Source organism: Cryobacterium sp. BB736, assembly GCF_014980265.1.
GTDB lineage: Bacteria > Actinomycetota > Actinomycetes > Actinomycetales > Microbacteriaceae > Terrimesophilobacter.
This window is the reverse complement of the sequence record NZ_JABXWQ010000003.1, coordinates 53,133-67,586: the sequence shown is the minus strand read 5'-3', so window position 1 is coordinate 67,586 and position 14,454 is coordinate 53,133. Positions and strand designations below refer to the sequence as shown.

Annotated in this window: 15 protein-coding genes; 11 read left to right on the top strand and 4 right to left on the bottom strand. The window is 67.7% G+C overall.

Features of this window, described 5'->3' with window-relative positions; genetic code table 11:
• The first annotated feature begins 37 nt into the window (after positions 1-37).
• On the top strand, positions 38-1,798 hold the full coding sequence (locus IRG63_RS08485; protein ID WP_193509862.1) for a proline--tRNA ligase: 1,761 nt from the start codon (positions 38-40) through the stop codon (positions 1,796-1,798).
• 12 nt (positions 1,799-1,810) lie between these two features.
• On the opposite strand, the gene IRG63_RS08480 is transcribed toward IRG63_RS08485, so the two are convergent.
• Positions 1,811-2,191: a glyoxalase/bleomycin resistance/extradiol dioxygenase family protein gene (locus tag IRG63_RS08480; protein ID WP_193509861.1), complete on the bottom strand. Its 381-nt coding sequence runs from the start codon at positions 2,189-2,191 to the stop codon at positions 1,811-1,813.
• A gap of 126 nt (positions 2,192-2,317) precedes the next feature.
• Here IRG63_RS08480 and nusA point away from each other — a divergent pair, with 126 nt between their 5' ends.
• The 4 genes from nusA (at position 2,318) to rbfA (ending at position 6,936) form a co-directional block, all read left to right on the top strand.
• Positions 2,318-3,340 carry a transcription termination factor NusA gene (nusA, locus tag IRG63_RS08475; protein ID WP_168626735.1) on the top strand — a complete coding sequence of 341 codons (1,023 nt, stop codon included), beginning with the start codon at positions 2,318-2,320 and terminating at the stop codon, positions 3,338-3,340.
• Positions 3,341-3,411: 71 nt separating this feature from the next.
• Positions 3,412-3,696, top strand: a complete 285-nt coding sequence (locus tag IRG63_RS08470; protein WP_168626736.1) for a YlxR family protein — start codon at positions 3,412-3,414, stop codon at positions 3,694-3,696.
• A 93-nt stretch (positions 3,697-3,789) separates the two neighbouring features.
• A complete protein-coding gene (gene infB / locus IRG63_RS08465) occupies positions 3,790-6,435 on the top strand; it encodes a translation initiation factor IF-2 (RefSeq protein WP_193509860.1) in 2,646 nt (881 codons plus the stop codon).
• Between the two features lie 66 nt (positions 6,436-6,501).
• Positions 6,502-6,936, top strand: a complete 435-nt coding sequence (gene rbfA / locus IRG63_RS08460) for a 30S ribosome-binding factor RbfA (protein ID WP_168626738.1) — start codon at positions 6,502-6,504, stop codon at positions 6,934-6,936.
• A 5-nt stretch (positions 6,937-6,941) separates the two neighbouring features.
• Here rbfA and IRG63_RS08455 read toward each other — a convergent pair whose 3' ends face one another.
• Positions 6,942-7,841 (bottom strand): A/G-specific adenine glycosylase, encoded by a 900-nt coding sequence (locus tag IRG63_RS08455; RefSeq protein ID WP_193509858.1) that lies wholly within the window; start codon positions 7,839-7,841, stop codon positions 6,942-6,944.
• A gap of 50 nt (positions 7,842-7,891) precedes the next feature.
• Here IRG63_RS08455 and IRG63_RS08450 point away from each other — a divergent pair, with 50 nt between their 5' ends.
• Complete coding sequence (locus IRG63_RS08450) at positions 7,892-8,527, top strand: uridine kinase (protein WP_193509857.1); 636 nt, start codon at positions 7,892-7,894, stop codon at positions 8,525-8,527.
• Between the two features lie 9 nt (positions 8,528-8,536).
• Here the strand turns inward: IRG63_RS08450 and IRG63_RS08445 are convergent, their stop codons facing one another.
• The gene (locus tag IRG63_RS08445) at positions 8,537-9,520 is read right to left on the bottom strand and encodes a ketopantoate reductase family protein (protein ID WP_193509856.1); all 984 of its coding nucleotides are present in this window, start codon (positions 9,518-9,520) and stop codon (positions 8,537-8,539) included.
• A 54-nt stretch (positions 9,521-9,574) separates the two neighbouring features.
• On the opposite strand from IRG63_RS08445, the gene truB reads away from it, so the two are divergent.
• From truB to IRG63_RS08420, 5 genes are read left to right on the top strand one after another with little or no spacing between them, the layout of a single operon-like run.
• Positions 9,575-10,489, top strand: coding sequence for a tRNA pseudouridine(55) synthase TruB (truB, locus tag IRG63_RS08440; RefSeq protein ID WP_193509855.1), 915 nt, complete (start codon positions 9,575-9,577; stop codon positions 10,487-10,489).
• The gene (locus tag IRG63_RS08435; RefSeq protein WP_193509854.1) at positions 10,486-10,854 is read left to right on the top strand and encodes a hypothetical protein; all 369 of its coding nucleotides are present in this window, start codon (positions 10,486-10,488) and stop codon (positions 10,852-10,854) included. Before truB ends, IRG63_RS08435 begins: the two co-directional genes overlap by 4 nt.
• A gap of 11 nt (positions 10,855-10,865) precedes the next feature.
• Positions 10,866-11,282 (top strand): hypothetical protein, encoded by a 417-nt coding sequence (locus IRG63_RS08430; protein WP_168626744.1) that lies wholly within the window; start codon positions 10,866-10,868, stop codon positions 11,280-11,282.
• Positions 11,283-11,285: 3 nt separating this feature from the next.
• Positions 11,286-12,275, top strand: coding sequence for a bifunctional riboflavin kinase/FAD synthetase (locus IRG63_RS08425; protein ID WP_193509853.1), 990 nt, complete (start codon positions 11,286-11,288; stop codon positions 12,273-12,275).
• Entirely contained in the window at positions 12,268-13,503 is a 1,236-nt protein-coding gene (locus IRG63_RS08420) for an MFS transporter (protein ID WP_168626746.1), read from the top strand. Before IRG63_RS08425 ends, IRG63_RS08420 begins: the two co-directional genes overlap by 8 nt.
• Here IRG63_RS08420 and IRG63_RS08415 read toward each other — a convergent pair.
• A complete protein-coding gene (locus IRG63_RS08415; protein WP_193509852.1) occupies positions 13,500-14,441 on the bottom strand; it encodes an ROK family protein in 942 nt (313 codons plus the stop codon). The genes IRG63_RS08420 and IRG63_RS08415 overlap by 4 nt on opposite strands.
• Positions 14,442-14,454 lie beyond the last annotated feature (13 nt).

Below are 14,454 nucleotides of genomic sequence, written 5' to 3'. Positions count from 1 at the left end.
GCGGGTGGTGCCCTGCGCTTCAGTAGACTCGACTGCTGTGATCACGCGCCTGTCCCAGCTCTTCGTCCGCACCCTCCGCGAGGACCCCTCCGACGCCGAAGTGACGAGCCACCGCCTGCTCGTCCGCGCCGGCTATATCCGTCGCCAGGCGCCCGGTGTGTTCGCCTGGCTGCCACTGGGGCTTCGGGTCAAGCGCAAGATTGAGAACATCATCCGCGAGGAGATGGCGGCGATCGGCGCGCAGGAGGTGCACTTCCCTGCGCTGCTGCCGCGGGAGCCGTACGAGGCCTCCGGCCGCTGGGAGGCCTACGGCGACGGCATCTTCCGGCTCAAGGATCGCAAGGGCTCGGACTACCTGCTCGCCCCAACGCACGAGGAGGCTTTCACGCTGATGGTGAAGGACCTGTACTCGAGCTACAAGGACCTGCCGCTCGCGATCTACCAGATCCAGGACAAATACCGCGACGAGGCCAGGCCACGCGCGGGCCTGCTGCGGGGTCGCGAGTTCACGATGAAGGACGCTTACTCGTTCGACTACACGGATGAGGGGCTCGACAAGTCCTACCAGGACCAGCGCGACGCGTACGAGCGGATCTTCGCGCGACTCGGCCTTGAGTACGTGATCGTGCAGGCGGACAACGGACTCATGGGCGGCGCGCGAAGCGAGGAGTTCCTGCACCCGACGCCAGTCGGCGAGGACACCTTCGTGCGCTCAGCGGGAGGCTACGCAGCCAACGTTGAGGCCTACGAGACCGAGCGACCTGAGCCCATCCCGGTGGACGGGCTGCACCCCGCGGCGGTGCTCGATTCGCCCAACACGCCGACCATCTCGACGCTCGTCGATCTGGCGAACGCGGAGTACCCCCGTGAAGACCGCGCGTGGACGGCGGCAGACACGCTGAAGAACGTCGTGCTCGCGCTCAGTCACCTGGACGGAACCCGCGAACTAGTCGTCGTCGGCGTGCCAGGCGACCGAGAGGTCGACCTCAAGCGTGTCGAGGTCGCGTTTGCGCCCGCAACAGTCGAGGCGGCCACGGAGGCCGACTTCGACAGCAACGACAACCTCGTGAAGGGCTACATCGGGCCATGGTCCGAGCGTGGGCCCATCCTCGGCGAAGAGTCGGCCAGCGGCATCCGGTACCTCGTCGATCCCCGTGTGGTGGACGGAACCCAATGGGTCACGGGCGCGAACGAGAACGAGAAGCACGTGTTCGGGCTGGTCGCGGGACGCGACTTCGTGCCGGACGGGTTCGTCGAGGCCGCTGAGGTGCGCGACGGCGACCCGGCACCGGATGGCTCAGGGCCGATCGAGACCGCCCGAGGCATGGAGATTGGTCACGTCTTCCAACTCGGCCGGTTCTTCGCTGAAACGCTCGGCCTGAAGGTGTTGGACGAGAACGGCAAGCTCGTGACCGTCACCATGGGGTCGTACGGCATCGGCGTCACGCGCATCCTGGCCGCGATCGCCGAGTCCAACAACGACGACAAGGGCCTGATCTGGCCGGAGGAGGTCGCGCCGTTCGATGTGCACGTGATTGCGACGGGCAAGGACGAGGCCGCCTACACGCTGGGTGAGCGGCTCGCGGCGGAACTCGACGCATCCGGTCGGGATGTGCTGTTCGACGATCGCCCCAAGGTGTCGCCCGGCGTGAAGTTCGGTGACGCTGAGCTGATCGGCGTGCCAAGGATCGTCATCGCCGGACGCGACTCGGCCGAAGGGCGCGTCGAACTGTGGGACCGCCGCACCGGGGAGCGCGAGAGCGTCACGGTCGACGAGGCCATCGTCCGCCTGTGCTGAGGCAGGGCAGACTCAGACGCCGGGTAACTCCATGCCGAGGTTGATGAGATTGCCGTCGATGTCGCGAATTTGCGCGACTCGCTCGCCCCACGGCATGTCCATCGGCGAGCGAGTTTCCACGGCGCCCGACTTGAGAGCGGTAGCGAACGCCTTATCAACGTCGTCGACATAGAACCAGAGCGCAACTCGGTCTCCCGCGTTTACGGCCTCCACAACGTCCGGATCATGCCCGATGCCGAGAGACGCCGGTCCAATCATCAGCGAAACGTAGTCGTCCCCGTCCTCGCCGGGGAATCGGTAGGCGACCTCAGCGCTGAGCGCTCGTTCGTAGAATTCGACGAGCGCGGGCAAGTTTCGTGTCGACAGGATCGGGAACAGGCTGCGGACGGCCATGGCACGACGCTAGTCCACGAGCTTGGAATGAAAGTGCCCTTCGAGAAACTCGGGTACCGTAGACAGACGGCTTCTCCGTTGCGGTGAAGCCGTGTGTTACGAGAGTTGAATAGTGGAGGGTCCGCAGTGGAAATCGACCTGAGCGTGCTGCGCTTGATGGAGCGCGAACGTGAAATCCCATTCGACGAACTCGTCACCATCATCGAGCAGGCCATCCTCACCGCCTACCTCAAGCACACCGGGCGTTCAGAGACGGGCCACGGTCACGGACACGGCCACGCGCATCGTGACGAGCCGGCACCCGCGCGCGTCGAACTCAACCAGAAGACCGGCAAGGTGTCGATCTTCGTGCCGGAGTTCGATGACGAGGGCAACATCATCGGCGAGGCCGAGGACAGCCCGGACGACTTCGGACGCATCGGCGCGTTCGCCGCGAAGCAGGTCATCAACCAGCGCCTGCGCGACATCGCGGATGACGCGGTGCTCGGCGAGTTCCGTGGCCGCGAGGGCGACATCGTCGCAGGGGTGATCCAGCAGGGACCGAACCCGCGGATGATCCACGTCGACCTCGGCACCATCGAGGGCATCCTCCCGCCCGAAGAGCAGGTACCCGGCGAGGACTACTCGCACGGCAACCGCATCCGGGTCTACGTGACGAGCGTCAGCAAGGGGCTCAAGGGTCCGTCGATCACCGTCTCGCGCACGCATCCGTCCCTCGTCCGCAAGCTCTTCGCGCTCGAGGTGCCGGAGATCGCGAACGGCGTCGTGGAGATCGTCTCGCTCGCGCGCGAGGCCGGCCACCGCACCAAGATCGCGGTGAAGGCCAACGAGCCAGGGGTGAACGCCAAGGGAGCGTGCATCGGCGAGCTCGGGCAGCGCGTGCGCGCCGTCACCGCTGAGCTCAACAACGAGAAGATCGACATCGTCGACTACAGCGAGGATCTCGCGACCTTCGTCGCGAACGCGTTGTCGCCGGCGAAGGTGACGAGCGCCTTCGTGATCGACGAATCGCTCAAGGCGGTGCGGGCGCTCGTGCCCGACTACCAACTGTCACTCGCGATCGGCAAGGAGGGCCAGAACGCGCGTCTGGCCGCCAAGCTCACCGGGGCCAGAATCGACATCCAGCCCGACTCGACCATGGAGTCCTGACTGGCCCTGCGCCAAGCATCGGCGTTCCGTCGAACCGAGGCTGGGACACGCTCAGCGTGGGAGGGTCTAGTATGGAACCAGTCAGAACCTGCCTCGGCTGTCGGCAGCGGGACGACCGATCGGCATTGCTGAGGGTTGTTGCGCGCGACGGTCAGGTTGTAGCGGATGTCGCGGCCAGCATGCAAGGACGCGGCGCGTGGGTGCATCCCACCCGCGACTGCATCGAGACCGCAATCAGACGACGAGCCTTCGGGCGCGCGTTGCGCGTGACCGGTGACCTCGACACGAGCAAGGTTGACCCAAGAAGTCCGGAGACCTTCCGGCATCCACAAGTAACAGCTGACAGAACAGGCTGAATGGCAAATGGACAAGTAATGAGCGGCTCGAAATGAGACCCGTCCGTAACTAGGTCCACTCCGTCTCGGAGTGGACTTCGAGACAGGAGAACTGTGGCAAAACCACGCGTGCACGAGATCGCGGCAGAACTCGGCATTGAAAGCAAGAAAGCCCTTGAGAAACTCAAGGAGATGGGCGAGTTCGTCAAGGGCCCGTCGTCGAGTATCGAACCCCCGGTAGCGCGGAAGTTGAAGGCCGCGCTTGAAGCGGACGGCATCACCGCGCCGAAGCCCGCCGAGGAGCCGAAGAAGGAGGCCCCGAAGGCGGCCCCCAAGCAAGAGGAGCCCAAGGCGGCCCCCGCTCCGGCACCTGCCCCGGCGCCAGCCCCTGCGGCACCGGCAGCTGAGGCAGCCGCGCCGACCCCGGCGGAGCCCCGCAAGCCGGATGCCCCGGCAGCAGGTGGCGCACCGCGCCCCGGCATTCCGCGGCCAGGCAACAACCCGTACGCCTCCAGCCAGGGGATGCAGCGCCCAGGCGCCCCGCGCCCGGGCAACAACCCGTACGCGTCGACCCAGGGCATGCAGTCCCGGCCGACGCCCGCGAACATCCCCAGGCCGGCTGCGCCGCGCCCAGGTTCGCCGCGCCCCGGTGCGCCGCGTCCCGCTGGTGCTGGTGCAGGTCGTCCCGCACGCCCCGGTGCCGGCGGCGGCGCTCGTCCCGGTGGTGCCGGTGGCGGCTTCCGTCCCGGCGGCGCCCCGGGCGGCGGTGGTGGCTTCGGAGCGCCCCGCCCAGGCGGCGGTGGTCGTGGTCGCGGTCCCGGTGGTGGAACCGCCGGTGCGTTCGGTCGCGGTGGCAGCAAGAGCAAGGCCCGCAAGTCGAAGCGGACGAAGCGCGCAGAATTCGAGATGAGGGAAGCGCCGTCGATTGGCGGCGTCAGCGTCCCGCGCGGGGACGGCAACACCGTCATCCGGATGCGGCGCGGAGCCTCCATCACGGACTTCGCCGACAAGATCGACGCGAGCCCCGGCAACCTGGTCACGGTGCTGTTCCACCTCGGTGAGATGGCGACCGCAACCGAGTCGCTGGATGACGCGACGTTCGAGGTGCTGGGTGCCGAACTGGGCTACAAGATCCAGATCGTCTCGCCAGAGGACGAGGACCGCGAGCTGCTCGAGGGCTTCGACATCGACCTGGAGCAGGAGCTCGAGGACGAGGACGACGAGGACCTGGCGGCACGCCCGCCGGTGGTGACCGTCATGGGTCACGTCGACCACGGTAAGACCAAGCTGCTCGACGCCATCCGTCAGGAGAACGTCGGAGCGGGCGAGGCCGGTGGCATCACCCAGCACATCGGTGCCTACCAGGTCGGCGTCTCGCACGACGGCACGGATCGCAAGATCACCTTCATCGACACCCCGGGTCACGAGGCGTTCACCGCCATGCGTGCTCGCGGTGCGCAGGTGACCGACATCGCGATCCTCGTTGTCGCAGCCGACGACGGCATCATGCCGCAGACCATTGAGGCACTGAACCACGCGCAGGCGGCGGAAGTGCCGATCGTGGTTGCGGTGAACAAGGTGGACAAGCCTGAAGCGAACCCGGCAAAGGTGCGCCAACAGCTCACCGAATTCGGGCTGGTTGCCGAGGAGTACGGCGGCGACACGATGTTCATCGACGTGTCTGCGCTGAAGGGCTCCGGCATCCCCGAGCTCCTCGACGCCGTGCTGCTGACCGCTGACGCCGGTCTCGACCTGCGCGCCAACCCGGATAAGGATGCGCGTGGTGTCGCGATCGAGGCAAAGCTCGACAAGGGCCGCGGTGCCGTGGCGACGGTGCTGATCCAGTCGGGAACGCTGAAGGTCGGCGACCCGATTGTCACCGGAACCGCACACGGTCGCGTCCGTGCGATGTTCGACGAGAACGGCGAGAACGTCGAGGAAGCGACCCCGTCGCGTCCGGTGGCGGTGCTCGGCCTGACTTCGGTGCCTCGCGCAGGTGACGTCTTCATCGTCACCGACGACGACCGCACCGCGCGTCAGATCGCGGAGAAGCGCGAGGCTGTCGAGCGCAACGCCCTGCTGGCCCGCAGCCGCAAGCGCATCAGCCTCGAGGACTTCACCAAGGCGCTCGAGGACGGCAAGGTCGAGTCGCTCAACCTCATCATCAAGGGTGACGTCTCCGGTGCCGTCGAGGCGCTCGAGGAGTCGCTGCTCAAGATCGAGGTCGACGAGTCGGTTCAGCTGCGCATCATCCACCGCGGTGTCGGTGCTGTGACCGAGAGCGATGTCAACCTGGCAACAGTCGACAACGCGATCATCATCGGATTCAACGTTCGGCCCGACTCGAAGGCGCGCGACCGCGCGGCTCGTGAGGGCGTGGACATCCGGTTCTACTCGGTCATCTACAACGCCATCGAGGACGTCGAGAACGCGCTCAAGGGCATGCTCAAGCCCGAGTACGAAGAGGTCCAGTCCGGTGTCGCGGAGATCCGCGAGGTGTTCCGGTCGAGCAAGTTCGGCAACATCGCCGGTGTGCTCGTGCGGTCCGGCACCATCACCCGCAACGCCAAGGCGCGCGTCATCCGTGACGGCGTCGTTGTCGGTGACAACCTGGCGATCGAGAGCCTGCGCCGCTTCAAGGACGACGTCACCGAGGTGCGGACCGACTTCGAAGCCGGTATTGGCCTCGGCAAGTTCAACGACATCCAGATCGGCGACGAGATCGAGACGATCGAACTCAAGGAGAAGCCCCGCAAGTAGCGCTTCGCCGGCCGGGTCAGTCAGCTGACCCGGCCGGTGCGTGCGCACTCGGGAAGGGAGTGAACCATGGCTGATCCGGCCAGGGCACGAAAGCTCGCCGATCGCATCAAGGTGATCATCGCGAAGCGGCTGGAGCGGGGGATCAAGGACCCGCGGCTCGGCTTCGTCACGATCACCGACGTGCAGGTGACCGGCGACCTGCAGCACGCGACGGTGTTCTACACGGTGTACGGCACCGACCAGGAGCGCGAGGACTCCGCGGCTGCGCTGAAGTCGGCGACCGGGATGCTTCGTACAGAGGTGGGCAAGAACATCACCTCGCGGCTGACCCCCAGTCTCGAGTTCGTCGCAGATGCGATCCCGGAGAACGCGAAGCACATCGAGGACCTCCTTGCTGCCGCGCGCCTGCGCGATACCGAGGTGAGCGAGATCGCGAAGACCGCGCAGTACGCCGGCGACGCGGACCCGTACATCAAGCCTCGCGAAGACGAAGAAGACTAGCTCCGTCAGGGCAGGCGGTAGCCGGATGCCGCGGTGCCGGTCGCGAGACCGTCGGCCAGCAGGCCGCGCAGCGCACGCTCGAACTGAGTAGCATCCGGCCAAAGCCCGGCCAGGTCGCTGTGCTGCACCAACCCATCGGCTTGCCGCAGCGCGGCGACGATGAGCCCGCGCACCTGCCGGTCGGATCCCTCGAACTTCTTCTGCACGGCCGCGCGTGGACCGCTGTACGCCGGCCGGCCGGCAGCACGCCACGCGCAGTGTCCGGCGATCGGGCAGTCGTCGCAGCGCGGCGACCGTGCGGTGCACACCAGGGCGCCGAGTTCCATCGTCCCCGCGTTCACGAGCTTCGCATCCGCGGGAGCAGCCGGCAGCAGAGCCTCCATTGCGGCCAGGTCGCGTCGAGTCGAAGGTGGCCCGGCTTCGCCGTGCCCCACGATCGCGCGGGCGATCACCCGACGCACGTTGGTATCGACCACCGGATGCCGCTCGCCGAACGCGAACGACGCGACCGCACGGGCCGTGTAGTCGCCGACCCCGGGCAGGGCGAGGAGCGAAACCAGATCGCGTGGCACCTCGCCGCGATGCCGCTCGGTGATCGTCACCGCCGCCGCATGCAGGTTCAGGGCCCGCCGCGGGTAGCCCAGCCGGTGCCAGGCCCGCACCGCCTCGCCCGGCGCCTCGGCAGCCAGGTCAGCGGGCGACGGCCAGCGCCGCATCCACTCGTCGAACCGGGGCAGCACACGGCTCACCGGGGTCTGCTGCAGCATCACTTCACTCACCAGCACACCCCACGGCGTGCAGTCGGGGCTGCGCCACGGCAGGTCGCGCGCGTTGCCGACGAACCACTCGATGACCGCACCGACGAGGGCGTTCTCGCCACTGTTCGCGTTGCGGGTCACGGTCATCCTCTCAGGCTATCCGGGCGTGTGCCGTCTTCCCGGCCTAGGCTGGGGCCATGGCCAGGTGGGCACCGCTGAAGAAGGACCAGCTCGAGTCACTCGCGACCGAGATCCTGCACAACTATGCGCGCGGCCGAGCCACTGTCGCCATCGACGGGCGCTACAACGCGGGCCAGAAGGAGTTCGCCGACGGACTCGCGGATACCTTGCGCGCCTCGACGAAGCACGTCTTCCGGGCATCGATAGACGACTTCTTCCAGCCACGCGCCGAGCGCGATCGCGCCGGCTGGCTGGACCCGAGGGCGCACTACCGCAGCGCGTACGACTATTCGCTGTTCCGGCGCGTGCTGCTCGACCCGTTTCGCACCGCAGGCAGCACCGGCTTCGTGCTCACCGGTTTCGATGAACAACGTGACCAGCCGGTGACGCAACCGAAGTGGATGTCGGCCGGACCGGATGCCGTTCTCGTGGTCGACGGGGTGTACCTGCACCGCCCGGAGCTCGCTCCGTTGTGGAATTACTCCGTATGGGTCACCCGCACCCAGACGCCCCCGGCAACCGAGCTTGAGACCAGGGGAGCGGAGGCAGACGGGTTCTACATCTCGAGCGTTGACCCGAGCATGAAGGCCTCGGCGATCATCGACAACACCGACCCCGGGCATCCGAGACGCGTCTTTGAAGACTCCTGCTGACTCGGGCCTTCAGCCCACGCGGGCGATGACTTCCTGCGGGCTCAGGTGCCTCCCGGTGCGCTCGACCTCGTGCACGAGTTCCACCAGCGCGGCGTTAACCGGCGTGGGCAGGCTGACCTTCCTGCCTGCGTCCACGACCGCGCCGTTAAGGTAGTCGACCTCGGTCGGCTGTCCCCTCCGCAGCGACTGCAGGGTGGAGCCGGGATTAGGAACCGGTCCCATCCTGCGGGCCATGAGCGCCGGCACGACCTGAGCGATCCCGATCGGCGCGTGCGCGAGCATCCACAGCAGCGCCGGAGTGAGCCCCTGCAGCGACTCGAACCGGACGTTGGACGCGTAGCCGACCCGCACGTTCTCCCGCATGCTTCGGGTCATGATGTGTCGCAGCTGCCGGCGGGCGATGGTCGCCTGCGCGCTCAGCCCGGTGATCGCCGGCAGGGCGTTGATCTGGTTGACGACCAGTTTGGTCCACTGGGCGCCCGCGAAATTGTCGGTCACGCTGACCGGCATGACGCCGCCGATCACCTGGGCGGCCAATCGAACGGCCGAGTGGCTCGCACCGCCGATGTAGGTGGAACCGTCGTTGGTCACCGTGACCTCACCGGGCTTCACGTACGACGCCGCGTACAGGGCGAGACCGCCGATGACCTCGGAGTCCGGCAGCACTTCGGTCGCGGTCTCGACGCCGCGCAGCCCGTTCTGCACCACGAGCACCGGGATGCCTCGCAGGGCTTCGGCGTTCGCGAGCAGCGCGTCCCGCGCGTCGAGGGCCTTCGTGGTCACCACGGCCAAGTCAGGGGAGCGGGTCAGCCGCTCGCCGACCGCAGGTCGGGCGACGTGCTCGCCCCAGGAGCCGGTCAGGGTGAGGCCACGGTCCCGGATGGCGGCGATCCCGTCGCCGCGGGTCGTCACCTCGACGTCGTGGCCGCCCCGGTCGAGCAGCGCCGCGATGACTCCGCCTACCGCGCCAGCGCCGATCACCCCCACCCGCATGCACCGCATCCTACTGGGCAGCACCGGTCGCCTGGCCGTTGGTAGCCTCTGGGCATGGAACCCAGGCGCAGCGGAATCCTGCTGGTCGACAAGCCGGCTGGCATGACCAGCCACGACGTCGTCTCGCGCGTGCGCCGGCTGGCGGCCACCAGGAAAGTGGGCCACGCGGGCACCCTCGATCCGATGGCGACCGGGCTGCTGCTGCTTGGCCTGAACAGCTCGACGAGGCTGCTGACCTACCTGGTCGGCCTCGACAAGGAGTACCACGCCACTATCCGGCTCGGGCAGACCACGACAACCGATGACGCCGAGGGTGAGGTTGTCGCGACAGCGGAGGCCCCCCTCGTCGAGTCGCTCACCGACGACCAGCTCGCGCGGGAGATCGGGCGGCTCACCGGCGATATCCAGCAGGTTCCGTCCTCGGTCAGCGCCATCAAGGTCGACGGCAAGCGCGCCTACGACCTGGCGCGCAAGGGCGAGGAGGTCGTGCTCGCCGCGCGCGCGGTGACCGTCTCCGCCTTCGACGTGCTGGACGTCCGCTCGTCCACGAGCGACCTCACGCGCCACGTCGACGTCGACGTTCGCGTCGAGTGCTCGTCGGGCACCTACATCCGGGCGCTCGCTCGCGACCTGGGGGCAGCGCTGGGTGTCGGCGGCCACCTCACCGCCCTGCGACGCACGCGCGTCGGCCCGTTCCCGATCGACGCGGCCGGTTCACTCGAGCAACTCGCCGTGGACGAGAACCTCCTGAATCCGGCCGAGGTCGCCACTACGCTTTTCCCGAGCGAACGGCTGGATGCAGATCAGGCGCGGGACCTCGCCAACGGCAAGCGCATCACGGTTGCCGGCGGCGACGGTGGCCCGATTGCCGCGCTGGGTCCGGATGGCCGACTGATCGGACTGGTCGAAGTGAGCGGCGGCCGGGCGCGAGCGCTCGTGAATTTCCCGAGCGATGAGGTGGCTGAATGATCGACTGGTTCGCGTACGTGCAGGTGGCGATCGCCGTGCTCGCCGGGCTCTTCTGCCTGGTGCGCGGGTTCATGGGCCGCAAGCCCGACGACTTCACCCTGGGCGCGACCACCGTCGTCGAGGTGCTGCTGCTCGTGCAATTGGTCGTCGCGCTGCTCGCCCCGGGCTTCGGGAACGTGCCGAGCGGCAATGTTCTCGAGTTCTACACCTACCTCGTGTCCGCGATCATCCTGCTGCCGCTGGCGGGCCTGTGGTCCCTCATCGAGCGCAACAAGTGGAGCAACATCGTGCTTGCGATAGCGAATCTCGCGGTCGCCGTGATGGTCTACCGGATGCTGCAGATTTGGTCGTTCCAACTCGCCTAGTCTTGAGGGCGATGGACTCCACTGACACTCGTCGGCGACTCGGCATCGGCCGCGCTCTGATCGCGGTGTACGGTGTGCTCGCGCTGGCGGCAACCGGACGCTCGTTCGTCCAGATCGTGACGCGCTTCGACGAGGCGCCGGTCGCGTACGCACTGTCGGCGCTCGCCGCTGTGGTGTACATCGTCGCCACTGTTGCGCTCATCGCTCCGGGCCGCGGCTGGTACCTGGTCGCCTGGGCCACAATCGGGTTCGAGTTCATCGGCGTGCTCGTCGTCGGCGCGCTGAGCCTGTTCGACCCCGCGCTGTTCCCGGATGACACGGTGTGGTCGTTCTTCGGGCGCGGCTACCTGTTCATCCCGTTGGTGCTGCCGTTGCTCGGCATGTGGTGGCTGTGGTCGCAGCGCGACCGCTTCGCGCGGAAGGCGTGAGAAGTGGACGTCTATTTGAACGCAGCGGACGTTCCGGCCGATTTCGGTCCATCGGCGGTGACGATCGGCAAGTTCGACGGGCTGCACATCGGCCATCGGGCGATGATCGAGCAGCTGCGGCAGGAGGCATCCGGTCGCGGGCTCGTCGCCGCCGCGCTGACCTTCGACCGCAACCCGCTCAGCGTGGTGCGCCCGGAAGTCTGCCCGCGCGCGCTCATCTGCAACGACCAGAAGCTCGAGCTGCTCGCCGACGCCGGCCTGGACGCGACCGTCATGCTCGAGTTCAGCGATGAGTTCTCCCGGATGGAGCCCGACGAGTTCGTGCGCAGCATCCTCGTAGACACGCTGCACGCCGGCTTCGTGCTCGTCGGACCGGACTACCGGTTCGGGCGCGGCGGAGCCGGCACGGTCGAACTGCTGCAGCGCATGGGCTCAGAGCACGGCTTCGAGACGCGCACCATCGACTCTGTGGAGCACGACGGCCGCCGGGTGTCCTCCACCTGGGTGCGAGAACTGCTGACCGACGGACGGGTCGCGGAAGCCGCGGAGCTGCTGCAGCGCCCGCCGAGCGTAAGGGGAGAGGTGGTCTACGGCGCGCAGCGCGGTCGCGAACTCGGCTTCCCGACTGCGAACCTGTCGCCACAGCTCGACGGGTTCATCCCCGCCGACGGCGTCTACGCCGGATGGTTGGCTGTCCATGGTGAAGCCGGCGCCGGACGCTCGCCGGACCCGAAGCGGCTGCCCGCGGCCATCTCGGTCGGCAACAACCCGACCTTCACCGGCGTGCCGGACAGCCAGGTCGAAGCTCACGTTCTGGGTCGAGGTCTCGAGGAGGGATTCGACCTGTACGGGAAGATCGTCGAAGTGGAGTTCGTCGACCGCGTGCGCGGTATGGAGCGGTTCGACTCGATCGACGAACTGACCGCGCAGATCGGCAAGGACGTCGACCAGGTGCGCTCGCTCCTGCACCTGACTGCGGCGCCGGATGCCTGACGCGAACCAGCGTGCGCTTCCGCTGTGGGCGGGCCGCACAACAGCTCTGCTCGGCATCCTGCTTGTCGCGCTGAACCTTCGCACCGCCGTCACGTCGCTGTCGCCGGTGGTGTCGCCGGTCGCGGCAGACATCCCACTGGACGCGATCGGGTTGGCCCTGCTCGGGACGATTCCGCCGATCGTGTTCTCGCTGAGCGGCCTCTTCGGCCCTGCGGGAGCGCACCGGCTGGGGCTCGAGCGCTTCACGGTGGTTGCCATCGTCGTGATGGTGGTCGGCTACGGCCTGCGCGCGGCCGCGTGGGATTTCCCGTCGCTGTTCGCCGGTACAGCGCTCGGGCTGATCGGGGCGGGACTCGGCAACATCCTGCTTCCACCGCTCGTCAAGCGGTATTTCCCCGACCGCATCGGGCTGGTCACTTCCGCGTACGCGACGGTGATCGCCGTCTCCACCGGACTGCCGGCAGCGCTCGCGGTGCCGGTGGCGGAGTCCTCCGGCTGGCGCGCGTCGTTGGCGGTGTGGTGTGTTCTGGCCACGGTCAGCCTCCTGCCGTGGCTGGTGATGCTCGCCAGAGCCAGGCGCGATCGGCTCGCACGCCTGGATACCGCACCGGAGGTTCAAGAACCGGAGCCGCAACTGCTGCGGCGGATCTGGCACTCGAAGGTCGCGTGGGCGGTGACATTGCTGTTCGGGATGACGTCGTTCCACGCGTACGCGAACTTCGCCTGGCTGCCGCAACTGGTCATGGATACCGCGGGCGTGAGCGAGTTCGACGCCGGCGTCATGCTGAGCATTTTCGGGTTCGTCGGCATCCCGACCTCGATCATCGTGCCGATTCTCGCCACGCGCCTGAAGAACTTCGGCTTGCTCGTCTACACGGGCGTCGCCTGCTACCTGATCGGCTACGCGGGGCTGCTGCTGGCCCCCGGGAGCGCTCTCGTGCTCTGGGTCGTGCTGCTCGGCGGCGGGCAGATGCTGTTCCCGGCCGCGCTGGTCATCATCAACCTGCGCACCCGCACACAGCGCGGTGCGGTCGCCCTCAGTGGTTTCGCGCAGGGTGTCGGCTACGCGTTAGCGGCGACCGGACCGCTGTTCATCGGCATCCTGCACGACGCGACCGGCGGCTGGACCCTGCCGATCATGCTGCTGCTGTCGACCAACGTGGTGTTGGTCGCGGTCGGCTTCGCCCTGCGCAAGCGCGTGTTCGTCGAGGACGAGCTGCACGTCTAACCGAGCAGCTCCGCCCGGTGCACGAGCGCGCCAGCGCCAATCAGCGGTCCGTCGCCGGACAGCCCGGATCGCACGACCTTCACCTTGGTGACGAAGCCGAACTCGTGACGCTCGTCGATCGACTGCCGGATGAAGCCGAACAGGTCCCCAGTCGCCTGCGAGAATCCGCCGCCGATGGTGACGAGGTCCAGGTCGACGAGAGCCGTCGCGGAGGCGATCGCGTGACCAAGCGCTCGACCGGAGCGCTCGATCGCTCGGCGGGGGACGTCGTCACCAGCCGCATAGCCCGCTGCGAGCTGCTCACCGGTGGAGCCGTCCCAGCCCTGCGAGCGCGCCCACGCGACGGTGTTCGGCCCGGAGGCGATCGCCTCGATGCAGCCGATACTGCCGCACGCGCACCGGTCGACGAACCCGGCGACCTGCACGTGGCCGATGTGACCGGCGTTCCCTGTCGGTCCCGACACCGTTCGGCCGTGCAGGATCAGCCCGCCGCCGATACCGGTCGAGACCACCATGCCCATCAGGTTCTGCGCCCCCTGCGCTGCACCGATCCACTGCTCGGCGAGCGTGATGCACAAGCCATCCATGCGCATCGTCACCGGCGCATCCGTCACCACGGACGTGATGGATGCTACGAGCTCGACGAGCGGGTAATCGCGCCAAGCGGGAAGGTTCAGCGGCGAGACAAGGCCGGCCTGCTCATTGAGCGGACCCGCGGCGCCGATCCCGACACCGGCGATTTCGGCGCCATCCGGAACCGCGGCCAGAGCATCGCGGACGACGGACTCGACGCTCGCCGCGATGGCCGCCGAGTCGCTGTCACGCCCGGTCGGGCGGCGGAATCGGGTGCCGGCAAGCAGCATCCCGTCCGGGTCGACAAGGGCCGATTCGACCTTGGTTCCTCCGAGATCGATAGCAAGAGCTAGAGACTGCGCCATGTCATGATCCTAA

Bases quoted from the DNA above. Each gene is read 5' to 3' on its own strand.
- IRG63_RS08480 (WP_193509861.1), bottom strand. From the start codon at position 2,191: ATGGCCGTCCGCAGCCTGTTCCCGATCCTGTCGACACGAAACTTGCCC.
- IRG63_RS08470 (WP_168626736.1), top strand. From the start codon at position 3,412: ATGGAACCAGTCAGAACCTGCCTCGGCTGTCGGCAGCGGGACGACCGA.
- rbfA (WP_168626738.1), top strand. From the start codon at position 6,502: ATGGCTGATCCGGCCAGGGCACGAAAGCTCGCCGATCGCATCAAGGTG.
- IRG63_RS08455 (WP_193509858.1), bottom strand. From the start codon at position 7,841: ATGACCGTGACCCGCAACGCGAACAGTGGCGAGAACGCCCTCGTCGGT.
- IRG63_RS08450 (WP_193509857.1), top strand. From the start codon at position 7,892: ATGGCCAGGTGGGCACCGCTGAAGAAGGACCAGCTCGAGTCACTCGCG.
- IRG63_RS08445 (WP_193509856.1), bottom strand. From the start codon at position 9,520: ATGCGGGTGGGGGTGATCGGCGCTGGCGCGGTAGGCGGAGTCATCGCG.
- truB (WP_193509855.1), top strand. From the start codon at position 9,575: ATGGAACCCAGGCGCAGCGGAATCCTGCTGGTCGACAAGCCGGCTGGC.
- IRG63_RS08435 (WP_193509854.1), top strand. From the start codon at position 10,486: ATGATCGACTGGTTCGCGTACGTGCAGGTGGCGATCGCCGTGCTCGCC.
- IRG63_RS08430 (WP_168626744.1), top strand. From the start codon at position 10,866: ATGGACTCCACTGACACTCGTCGGCGACTCGGCATCGGCCGCGCTCTG.
- IRG63_RS08420 (WP_168626746.1), top strand. From the start codon at position 12,268: ATGCCTGACGCGAACCAGCGTGCGCTTCCGCTGTGGGCGGGCCGCACA.
- IRG63_RS08415 (WP_193509852.1), bottom strand. From the start codon at position 14,441: ATGGCGCAGTCTCTAGCTCTTGCTATCGATCTCGGAGGAACCAAGGTC.